The 10,056-nt window shown below is 62.8% G+C and carries 14 protein-coding genes; 3 read left to right on the top strand and 11 right to left on the bottom strand.

The genetic code is table 11. The features are described 5' to 3' along the window. On the bottom strand, positions 1–1,258 hold a 1,258-nt coding region (gene eno / locus ABSG20_RS21180), incomplete at its 3' end, for a phosphopyruvate hydratase (protein WP_423866464.1). Between the two features lie 134 nt (positions 1,259–1,392). Here eno and queF point away from each other — a divergent pair. Further along, on the top strand, positions 1,393–1,869 hold the full coding sequence (gene queF / locus ABSG20_RS21175; RefSeq protein ID WP_423866463.1) for a preQ(1) synthase: 477 nt from the start codon (positions 1,393–1,395) through the stop codon (positions 1,867–1,869). A gap of 22 nt (positions 1,870–1,891) precedes the next feature. Next, on the top strand, positions 1,892–2,701 hold the full coding sequence (locus tag ABSG20_RS21170) for a dienelactone hydrolase family protein (protein ID WP_423866462.1): 810 nt from the start codon (positions 1,892–1,894) through the stop codon (positions 2,699–2,701). A 94-nt stretch (positions 2,702–2,795) separates the two neighbouring features. Here ABSG20_RS21170 and ABSG20_RS21165 read toward each other — a convergent pair whose 3' ends face one another. The 7 genes from ABSG20_RS21165 to ABSG20_RS21135 all read right to left on the bottom strand — a co-directional run bounded on the left by ABSG20_RS21165 (position 2,796) and on the right by ABSG20_RS21135 (position 6,735). After that, positions 2,796–3,107, bottom strand: coding sequence for a hypothetical protein (locus tag ABSG20_RS21165; RefSeq protein WP_423866461.1), 312 nt, complete (start codon positions 3,105–3,107; stop codon positions 2,796–2,798). Between the two features lie 12 nt (positions 3,108–3,119). Further along, the gene (locus tag ABSG20_RS21160; protein ID WP_423866460.1) at positions 3,120–3,251 is read right to left on the bottom strand and encodes a hypothetical protein; all 132 of its coding nucleotides are present in this window, start codon (positions 3,249–3,251) and stop codon (positions 3,120–3,122) included. A gap of 16 nt (positions 3,252–3,267) precedes the next feature. After that, the gene (gene kdsA / locus ABSG20_RS21155) at positions 3,268–4,125 is read right to left on the bottom strand and encodes a 3-deoxy-8-phosphooctulonate synthase (protein ID WP_423866459.1); all 858 of its coding nucleotides are present in this window, start codon (positions 4,123–4,125) and stop codon (positions 3,268–3,270) included. A gap of 112 nt (positions 4,126–4,237) precedes the next feature. After that, positions 4,238–4,564: an NIPSNAP family protein gene (locus ABSG20_RS21150; protein ID WP_423866458.1), complete on the bottom strand. Its 327-nt coding sequence runs from the start codon at positions 4,562–4,564 to the stop codon at positions 4,238–4,240. A gap of 138 nt (positions 4,565–4,702) precedes the next feature. Further along, the gene (locus tag ABSG20_RS21145) at positions 4,703–6,190 is read right to left on the bottom strand and encodes a radical SAM protein (RefSeq protein ID WP_423866457.1); all 1,488 of its coding nucleotides are present in this window, start codon (positions 6,188–6,190) and stop codon (positions 4,703–4,705) included. Positions 6,191–6,197: 7 nt separating this feature from the next. Next, the gene (locus ABSG20_RS21140; protein WP_423866456.1) at positions 6,198–6,428 is read right to left on the bottom strand and encodes a DUF1843 domain-containing protein; all 231 of its coding nucleotides are present in this window, start codon (positions 6,426–6,428) and stop codon (positions 6,198–6,200) included. A 112-nt stretch (positions 6,429–6,540) separates the two neighbouring features. Next, positions 6,541–6,735: a DUF1843 domain-containing protein gene (locus tag ABSG20_RS21135; protein WP_423866455.1), complete on the bottom strand. Its 195-nt coding sequence runs from the start codon at positions 6,733–6,735 to the stop codon at positions 6,541–6,543. A gap of 59 nt (positions 6,736–6,794) precedes the next feature. Between ABSG20_RS21135 and ABSG20_RS21130 the strand changes: the two genes are divergently transcribed. Beyond that, positions 6,795–7,487 carry a class I SAM-dependent methyltransferase gene (locus ABSG20_RS21130; RefSeq protein WP_423866454.1) on the top strand — a complete coding sequence of 231 codons (693 nt, stop codon included), beginning with the start codon at positions 6,795–6,797 and terminating at the stop codon, positions 7,485–7,487. A 74-nt stretch (positions 7,488–7,561) separates the two neighbouring features. On the opposite strand, the gene ABSG20_RS21125 is transcribed toward ABSG20_RS21130, so the two are convergent. From ABSG20_RS21125 to secG, 3 genes are all read right to left on the bottom strand, one after another. Then, positions 7,562–7,765: a DUF1843 domain-containing protein gene (locus ABSG20_RS21125; RefSeq protein WP_423866453.1), complete on the bottom strand. Its 204-nt coding sequence runs from the start codon at positions 7,763–7,765 to the stop codon at positions 7,562–7,564. 89 nt (positions 7,766–7,854) lie between these two features. Beyond that, positions 7,855–9,486 carry a CTP synthase gene (gene pyrG, locus ABSG20_RS21120; RefSeq protein WP_423866452.1) on the bottom strand — a complete coding sequence of 544 codons (1,632 nt, stop codon included), beginning with the start codon at positions 9,484–9,486 and terminating at the stop codon, positions 7,855–7,857. A gap of 166 nt (positions 9,487–9,652) precedes the next feature. Beyond that, positions 9,653–10,045: a preprotein translocase subunit SecG gene (gene secG / locus ABSG20_RS21115; protein WP_423866465.1), complete on the bottom strand. Its 393-nt coding sequence runs from the start codon at positions 10,043–10,045 to the stop codon at positions 9,653–9,655. Between the last annotated feature and the right edge of the window lie 11 nt (positions 10,046–10,056).

Genomic DNA, 10,056 nt, shown 5'->3' with positions numbered 1-10,056 from the left:
TCCCTGCATATTTCGCCTGGCTTCCCAGCTCCTGCTCGATCCGCAGCAGCTGGTTGTATTTCGCGATGCGGTCGGAGCGCGCCAACGATCCGGTTTTGATCTGGCCGCAATTGGTGGCGACCGCGAGATCGGCGATGGTCGAATCCTCGGTTTCACCGGAGCGGTGCGACATCACAGCGGTATAACCGGCCTTGTAGGCCATCTCGACCGCGCTCAAAGTTTCCGTCAGCGTACCGATCTGATTGACCTTGACCAGGATCGAGTTGGCGCGGCCGTTCTTGATGCCGTCGGCCAGCCGCGTGACGTTGGTGACGAACACGTCGTCCCCAACCAGCTGAATTTTGCCGCCGATCAGGTCGGTGAGCTCCTTCCAGCCATCCATGTCGTCTTCCGACATGCCGTCCTCGATCGAGACGATCGGATAGCGCGCCGCCAGGTCGGCGAGATACCGGGCCTGTTCCGAACGCGAGCGCGTCTTGTTCTCGCCGCCATAGACGTAATTGCCGTCCTTGAAGAATTCGGTCGCCGCGCAATCCACCGCCAGCATGACGTCGCCGCCTGCCTGGTAGCCGGCCTTGCCGATCGCGGCCATGATGAATTCCAGCGCGGCATCCGCCGACGGCAGGTTCGGTGCAAAACCACCCTCGTCGCCGACATTGGTGTTGTGGCCGGCCTTTTTCAGTTCCGACCGCAGGGTGTGGAATATTTCCGAGCCGCAGCGCAGCGCCTCGGCGAAGGTGGCTGCGCCGACCGGCATGATCATGAATTCCTGAAAGTCGATCGGGTTGTCGGCATGCACGCCGCCATTGATGATGTTCATCATCGGCACCGGCAAGGTCCGCGCCGCGGTGCCGCCGACATAGCGGTAGAGCGGCATGTCGAACGATGCCGCCGCAGCCTTGGCGCAGGCGAGCGACACGCCGAGGATGGCGTTGGCGCCGAGCCGGCTCTTGTTCGCCGTGCCGTCCAGATCGATCATGGTCTGGTCGATCTGAACCTGCTGCTCGGCGGCCATGTCGTTCAAGGCCTCGAAGATCTCGCCGTTGACCGCTTCCACGGCCTTGCTTACGCCCTTGCCAAGGTAGCGCGACTTGTCGCCGTCGCGCAGTTCGACGGCTTCGTGCGCGCCGGTTGAGGCGCCCGACGGCACCGCCGCGCGTCCCATCGAGCCGTCTTCCAGCACCACATCGACCTCGACCGTGGGATTGCCGCGGCTGTCGAGAATCTCGCGGCCAACGATGTCGACGATGGCGGTCATGGGTGCCTCTCTCAGATTGCCGGATTGCAGGATCACGCGCTGCTTCTACAGCAAGGCGCGGGGGCGGAAAAGGCCGCCATGGCCGTGACGTCGCCTGGCGAATTGTCTAATAACGCGGCAACGGAGACACCCTGATGCCGAAAACGTCCGACAAATCGCCGCCGTCGAATGAACTGCAGCTTGGCCGCGCCGTGGAATGGCCGGCTACGCCCGGCCAGGCTCAAATCGACCGGGTGCCCAATCCGCAACGGGATACGAATTACCTGGTGCGGTTCACCGCGCCGGAATTCACCTCGCTCTGCCCGGTGACCGGTCAGCCGGATTTTGCCCATCTCGTGATCGACTATGTCCCGGCCCAATGGCTGCTCGAGTCGAAATCCCTCAAACTCTATGTTGCGAGCTTCCGCAATCACGGCGCCTTCCACGAGGACTGCACGGTCATGATCGGCAAGCGGATCGCCGGCGAGATCAAGCCGAAATGGCTTCGGATCGGCGGCTACTGGTATCCGCGCGGCGGCATTCCGATCGACGTGTTCTGGCAGACCGGCCGGCTGCCGACGGGCATCTGGATTCCCGATCAGGCCGTGGCGCCCTATCGCGGGCGGGGATGAAGCGAGGATGCAAGGTGCAGGCATGCAGACAGCCGCTGATATCTCCGACTTCTCCAGGCGGGATATCCCGCTGTTGGGCAAGACCAAACCTGTGCTGCTGACCGGGGCGACAGGTCCGGCCATCATCGTGATCCACGAGATCTATGGCTTTACGCCGACGCTGGCACGGTTCTGCCGCTGGGTGCGGGATGCCGGCTTCCATGTCTACGCGCCGATCCTGTTCGGCACGCCCGATGCCGGCAATGCCGAGACGACCACGCTGAAGCGCACCCTTGCGCTGTGCGTGTCGCGCGAGTTCACCCTGCTGCGGGCCAACAAGTCCAGTCCGGTAACCGACTGGTTGCGGGCGCTGGCGCGCCTTGCCCATGAAGAATGCGGCGGCCGCGGCGTCGGCGCCATCGGGATGTGCGTGACGGGCGGCTTTGCGCTTTCGATGGCACTTGATCCGGTCGTGCTGGCGTCCGTGCTGGCCCAACCGGGCCTGCCGGCGTTGAACCACGCCGCGCTTGACATCGCGCCCGCTGATCTCGCTTACGTGCAGGCGCGCACCCGCGAGGGATTTGCCCTGCGCGGCTATCGGTTCGAAGGCGATACGATCTGCCGGGCGGCGCGTTTTAAGACCTTGCGCACCGCCTTCGGCGCGGCCTTTACCGGCACTGAACTGCCCGACGCCGCCGGTCATCCCGCAGGGCTAAAGGCGCAGGGCAAGCCGCCACATTCGGTCTTTACCGGCGACCTCATCGATGCCGCAGGCGAACCCACCCGCGCCGCGGTCGACGAGGTGATCGCATTCTTCCGCTGGGCGTTGCTGCAACCACCTGAGGCGGCCTGATGCGGGCTGCGCGGTATGAAAATCGGCTGCTCCCCGGATCGAAATAAAGCGGCTCGCAGTCACGCCCCCGCCAACGAAAGAGGCATCGGGTCGATCAGTCGGCAGACATCAGAACAGGGCTCGACACGTTCGCGTTAGGCCTGTTCGGCAACCGCTCGACGTTTCCAGTCAGCTTCTTGAATGCCGAAGACTTCAATCTCTCCAGGTCGCGTTCGCCCGCGGCCGCCTGCGCCAGAAGATGTTCGGCAATTTCGAGCGCCGAGGCGGACTTGCGACGATGGAATCGGCCGTCGCTGACCACCTCATCCAAGGCGCGGCGCAGGGTAGCTATCGTGGCAGGATCGTAACTCATTGGGGAATACTTAGCCGGCGCTCGTAACAATTGTATGACGGCGGCAAAAGCCACGCAGAGGTTGCATTATGGAAATCCGGCTTCGCGCAGATTTGATCCAGTCCAGAACGACAACAGCGAGAACGAGGTTACAAGCGCGATGATATCGAGCGCCGGCGGCACGCGCTGCCGATGCGGCCTCAGTCCGGTTGACGGCATCAGCGCGCACATCCTCTTAGGGGTTCTTTTCCAGGCTCTTGGCGAGCGCGTCGAACGCCATCAGCGTGCGCAGCAAGCCTTCGAATTCGCGCAACGGCACCATGTTGGGGCCGTCCGATGGCGCATGGTCGGGATCGGGATGGGTTTCGATGAACACGCCGGCGACCCCGACCGCGACCGCGGCGCGCGCCAGCACCGGAACAAATTCGCGCTCGCCGCCGGATGACGTGCCCCGGCCGCCCGGCTGCTGCACCGAATGCGTGGCGTCGAAGATAACAGGCGCGCCGGTGGTGCGTGCCAGGATCGGCAGCGCGCGCATGTCCGAAACCAGCGTGTTGTAGCCGAACGACACGCCGCGCTCGGTGACCAGCACCTTGGGATTGCCGGCGCCGGTGATCTTGGCGACGACATTGGCCATGTCCCACGGCGCCAGGAACTGGCCCTTCTTGACGTTGACGACCTTGCCGGTCGCGGCCGCCGCCAACAACAGATCGGTCTGCCGGCACAGAAATGCCGGGATCTGCAGCACGTCGACTGCCTGCGCCACCTCGGCGCATTGCACTGATTCGTGGACGTCGGTGAGCACAGGCAATCCCAGCGATGCACGGATCTCGGCAAAGATCGGCAATGCTTGCATGAGCCCGATGCCACGCGCCGCGGCTACGCTGGTACGGTTGGCCTTGTCGAACGAAGTCTTGTAGACCAGCCCGATCCTGAGCCGCGCCGCGATCTCCTTCAGCGCGGAGGCGACTTCGAGCGCGTGCGCGCGACTCTCGAGCTGGCACGGGCCGGCGATGATCGAAATCGGCAGATCATTGCCAAATTTGACACCACCTGCTGCAACGACCGGCGCAGCTGAAATGTTCGCATTCACGGCACTATCCTCATTGCGGCTCGACCATCGGATGGCGCTGAACTTCTCCCCTCCCCCCGCGAAGCGGTAGGGAGGGGAGCTTACGACCTCATCGTGCCGATCTCGATGCTTGCTACTTCATCGCCGAGAAGGCGGTCGGCACCAGCAGTTGATTGACGATGTTGCCGACGATCTGGCCGTCCTCTTCGGTCTTCGCCCGCGCCGTGAGCCATTCCGGATCGGTCATAAATGCATTCCATCGCTTCTCGCGGTCGCCAAGCGACTCCCACGCCAGAATGTAGGTCAGTTCCTGATTGGATTCGCCGACCAGCGTGGTGAAGAAGCCGACCGGCTTGATGCCGTGCTTCTCCCAGAGTTTCAGCGTGATGGTCTCGAAGCGCTTCAACAGCGCCGGCAGCCGGCCCGGCAGGCAGCGATAGACGCGCGTTTCGTAAATCATGGCTCAGCTCCATTTTCTTGCGCAGCACTTATAGCGGGCGGCCGGCCGGCTGTCTTGCCGCCACCGCGCAAGACCGGCGGCGGAAATCGCATGGCCCGCCCCTGTGATGTGCGGCCAGGCACGCATTCCGGCTGGGATCTATTCCGGGGAAGGCATTTGCTCGTTCTCGCCTGGCATCGCGGCGATCTCGAGAATACGGCGGCCATGGCGTTCGACCTCGTCGATCGATTTCCGGAGATCCAGCGCCAGCTGGTCATCGGCGGCGGATGGGTCGCCAGGGTGGTTGCCGCTGCTCGCGCCGCAATGGGGACACAGGCGCTCACCGGCATAGATATATTCCTCGCAGGACTGGCATAGAACAAGCCGGCCACGCTTGCGTCGCTTGTCGTCCAGCCCGAGCGAACGGGGCGCGCGCGATCCGTCAACCCGCTCGAGCCGAACCTCAAAGCGGCCGACGGCGAACGGCTCGTCCGGCGCTTCGGCGACCTTGACGATCTTCTCGCGTAACCCGCGTTTGGCAAGCGTCGTCGCGCGATAGTAGCAATAGGGATTGTCGCCGCGCTTGCCCTCCAAGACGTGGGAGACCCAGGTGCAGCCGCCCCGGCAGGTGTTCCAGTAATAACAGGAACCGCAAAAGCTTCGGCCGCGATTGCCGTCCCTGCGCACGGTGCGCGCGGCGAGGTTGCGCAACGCTTCGTCGATCGAGGTCGAACGCGACTCGCCGCCGGCGAAATGCGATTTGGGCAGCGACGGGCAACCCTTGATCGTTCCATCGGCTTCGAGGCCAAGGGTGGTCTCGCCCGCCGTGCAGCCGCTCCAGTGTTCGATGTCGCTGGTCATCGAGCGCCAATGGGGTTCATGACGTCCGAAATAGCCGATGCTGTTGCCGGGCAACAGCCGAAGACCGAGATCGCGACCGCGGTGATAGAGACCGGCGAGGCAATCGACGACATCGATGATCTGATGGGGCTGCAGCAATATGGCGCTGTTGTCGACCGCATTGCCCATCGCAACCGTCAATTGCACCTGCCAGTATTTGGCGCCGGCGGCGACGATTTCGTCGAATATCTGCGGCAGTTGATGCATCGATCGCGCATTGATCTGGGTGTTGACACCGGGTTCGATGCCGACGTCCCGGATATCATGGATGGCGCGGATCGCCTGGTCGTGGCTGCCGGCGACCCCTCGCAAGGAATCGTGAAGATCGCGCAGGCCGTCGACCGAGACGCCGATGGCGCGAACGCCGGCGGCATGGGCCTTAGCGATCCGCTCTCGGGTCAGACCCCGGGCCCCGGTCTGGACGCCGCAGTGAATGCCGTGGCGCGCAATCTCGGCGGCGATTTCAAGCCAATCGCGGCGCAAATAGGCCTCGCCACCGATCAGCGTGATTTCCCTTGTCCCGGCCGCGGCGAGCTGGCGAACCACATCGATGCATTCGGCGGTCGAGAGTTCGTTGGCACGGCGCTTGCCGGCCCGCGATCCGCAGTGGCCGCATTTCAGATTGCAGGCCAGCGTGATCTCCCAGACGACATGGACCGGCACGTGGGAACGCTGGTCTTCCGCGGTCCGCACGCGCAGCGATCGCCGCTGCCCGCCGCTGCCGTTGGCATCCGCTGACGCACGCATCAGCGCGTCACTTCTTCTTTTTCGTCTTGACCGCCTTCAGGCCGCGCTCGCGCGCCTTGATCTCCTTTTCCAACTTGGCAAGCGCGCCCTTGAGATTGCCCTGGAGGGCAAGGGAGGCGGTGGCGTGATCGCGCAAAACCTTGAGGTCTTCGAGCTTGGTTCGCGCATTGGCCAAACTGTTATTGATAGCCGTGCCGTAAGGGATGACGATACCCGTGCCGTGACGCGGGACAGCCATGATCATTCTCCCTAAGTACAGGTTGCGTTAGCGGAAGACATTCTCACAGGTTGCGCGCGCTGTCCAGCAACGGCCGGTCTTTGGCGTCCCGCGTCCCGCGGCATCGGCGCGCTTATTTCTTCTTTGCCGCCTTCAGGCCCTGCTCACGGGTCTTGATCTCCTTGTTCAGCTTGGAAAGCGCGCCCTTGAGATCGCCTTGCGCGGCAAGGACCGCGACCGCGTGATCCCGCAAAACCTTGAGATCTTCGAGTTTGGTCCGCGCATTTCCCAAGGCCTGATTGATAGCCGTGCCGTAAGCGACAAGCATCGATACCCTCCCAAATTTTAGGTTGCGGCAATGTGAGATGTTCTCATAAGTTGCGCGTGATGTCTAGCGCGGCTCCGCCAACCATGGAAGTCATCCGGCAATTCCACCACGGCACGATCGATGTCGCCGATGAGGTGCTGCAACGCGCGTTGCGGATCACCCCTGCCGCCGAGAAACGATCGGCAAACCTGCCCGCGTTGCTGCGCCGCTTCGGCAACCAGAACTTCACCTTCGGAGGAATGCCATTCCATCACTTGCGCGAAATTTTCCGCATCGTCAGGCCGCGGCCCGAACAGCTGTTCTGCGACGCCGGAGCGGGATATGGCCATGTCGTGTTTTACGGCGCCTGCGTGGCGCCATGCCGCTTTCGCGCCATCGAGATTTTGCCGGTCCGCCATAACGCGATGCGAAGGACGATGCGCCATCTGGGTCTTGAGAATATCGAGATCATCTGCGGCGACGCCCTGACGCAAAACTACGACGACGTGGATTATCTGCTGCTGAACAACCCGTTCTTTCCGGATCTGTCGCAGCGCTTCATCGATCAATTGGGTGCGAAGCGTCAACGGCCGCTGACGGTGATCGCAATGCACAATATCGTCGACGTGCTGCGCGGCAACGCCGCATTCACGGAGAATGAAATTGCCGCCGACATCCCGAACTACTGCTTCGGTCTTTTTGACCTGACGGATCGGGGCGACCTGCCCCGCGCAACCCTGCAGCCGAGACGGCGCCATCGCCATGGAGTATGAGAAGGCAGGCCATCAATGGATCCGCCTGCTCTTTGAATAAATCCTGCGCTTGGGAGAATGCGGCTTGCGGGATCTTATTTCTTTTTCGTCTTCGCCTTCTTGAGGCCACGCTCGCGCGACTTGATTTCCTTCTCCAATTTGCCCAGCGCGCCCTTGAGATTGCCCTGCAGGGCCAGGGTGGCAGCGGCGTGATCGCGCAAAAGCTTGAGATCTTCGAGCTTGGTTCGCGCACTGGCCAATGCCTGATTGATCGCCGTGCCGTAAGGGGGGACCGCCATGAACATACTCCCGAAGTTCAGTTGCATCAGCTGGTTATGTTCTCACAGGTTGAGTACGCTGTCCAGCGACGGCCCATGGACCGCAGCAATCACACCAGCCGCGACTGTACCATCGCGGCCTCAATGAAGGACGCGAACAAGGGATGCGGTTCGAACGGGCGCGATTTCAGTTCGGGATGGAATTGCACCCCGATGAACCAGGGGTGGTCCTCATATTCGATGATCTCCGGCAGCACGCCGTCAGGCGAAACGCCGGAGAATTTCAGCCCGTGCTGCTCCAGACGGTCCTTGTAGGCGGTGTTGACCTCGTAGCGGTGGCGATGGCGTTCGGATATTTCGGTGGCGCCGCCATAGACCCGGGATACCCGGCTGCCGCGCTTGAGCACCGCGGGGTAGGCCCCGAGACGCATGGTGCCGCCGAGATCGCCGGACTGCGACCGCTTTTCCAGCTCATTGCCACGCAGCCATTCCGTCATCAGGCCAACGACCGGCTCGGGCGTTGGACCGAATTCACTTGAATTGGCCGCATCGAGGCCGATGAGATTGCGCGCGGCCTCGATCACCGCCATCTGCATCCCGAAGCAGATGCCGAAATAGGGCACGTCGCGCTCCCTGGCGAACTGCGCGGCGCGGATTTTACCCTCTGCGCCGCGCTGGCCGAACCCGCCCGGCACCAGAATGCCGTTGACGTGCTCGAGGAATGGCGCCGGGTCCTCGTTTTCGAACACCTCGCTCTCGATCCAGTCGAGATTGACCCTGACCTTGTTGGCGATGCCGCCATGCGACAACGCCTCGATCAGCGATTTGTAGGCATCCTTCATGCCGGTGTATTTGCCGACGATGGCGATGGTGACGTCACCCTCGGGATTGCGCACCCGCTCGTTGATGAGATGCCAGCTTTGCAGCGCCGGCGGCATCTTCGGCGCGAAGCCGAACGCCGCCAACACCTCGTCGTCGAGGCCGGCGGCGTGATAGGCCTCGGGCACGGCGTAGATGTTGTCGACGTCTCGCGCCTCGATCACGGCGCTTTCGCGCACGTTGCAGAACAGGCCGAGCTTGCGCCGCTCTTCGCGCGGGATCGGGCGGTCGGTTCGACACAACAGAACATCGGGCTGGATGCCGATCGAGCGCAGTTCCTTGACCGAATGCTGGGTCGGTTTTGTCTTCAGTTCGCCGGCGCTGGGTATGAAGGGCAACAATGTCAGATGAATGTAGATGGCGTGGTCGCGCGGCAGATCGTTCTTGATCTGGCGGATCGCCTCGAAAAAGGGCAAGCCCTCGATGTCGCCAACGGTGCCGCCGATCTCGCACAGCACGAAATCGAACGCGTCATTGCTGTCGAGGATGAAATCCTTGATGGCGTTGGTGACGTGCGGGATCACCTGGATGGTGGCGCCGAGATAGTCGCCACGCCGCTCCTTGGTGAGGATATCCTGGTAGATCCGCCCCGTGGTGATGTTGTCGGCCTTGGTGGCGGGACGTCCGGTAAAGCGCTCGTAGTGGCCGAGGTCGAGATCGGTCTCGGCGCCATCGTCGGTCACGAACACTTCGCCGTGCTGGTACGGCGACATCGTTCCGGGGTCGAGATTGAGGTAGGGATCGAGTTTGCGAAGCCGGACCTTGTAGCCCCGCGCCTGCAGCAGGGCGCCGAGCGCCGCCGAAGCCAGACCTTTTCCGAGCGATGAAACCACGCCGCCGGTGATGAAGATATACCGCGCCATGGGACTTAACCTTTAAGGCTACCGGCGCGATTCGCCAAAACGAATCGCACGCCGCGGCGGATATTTCGTCGGGCTGTGGGTGACGCCAATTATTGCGCTTTATCAAAGCACTATTGCTGATTTATGATCCAGGAGGTTAGCCGGCAAGCTGCATGGCCACCCTGCGTTATTGCGAGCGCGGCGCCTCTGGCGCGGATGGCGCCGGCTGGTTCTGCTGCTGCTCGTCCGACTTCTTCAGCGAATCCAGAATGCCGCCGCTGGTCGGCGGGGATATCGGGGTTGCCGGGCCTGCCGGCTGCGATTGCGAGGCGGGCGTGCCGATGATCGAACTCGGCTTACGGTCGTAGCCGGCGAGCCAGGACAACAGCAGGCTGGTGGCGAAGAAGCCCACCGCGAGGATCGCGGTAGTGCGGCTCAGCAAATTGGCGGTGCCGCGGCTCGACATGAAGCCGGCGCCGCCGCCCATCCCGAGGCCGCCGCCCTCCGATTTCTGCAGCATCACGGTTGCGATCAGCGTCGCAACGATCTTCAGGTGGACTACGATAATAACAGTCTGCATCTCTACCTTCC

Source organism: Bradyrhizobium sp., from assembly GCF_049512235.1.
Classification (GTDB): Bacteria; Pseudomonadota; Alphaproteobacteria; order Rhizobiales; family Xanthobacteraceae; genus Bradyrhizobium.
This window is presented reverse-complemented; position numbering and strand designations above follow the sequence as displayed.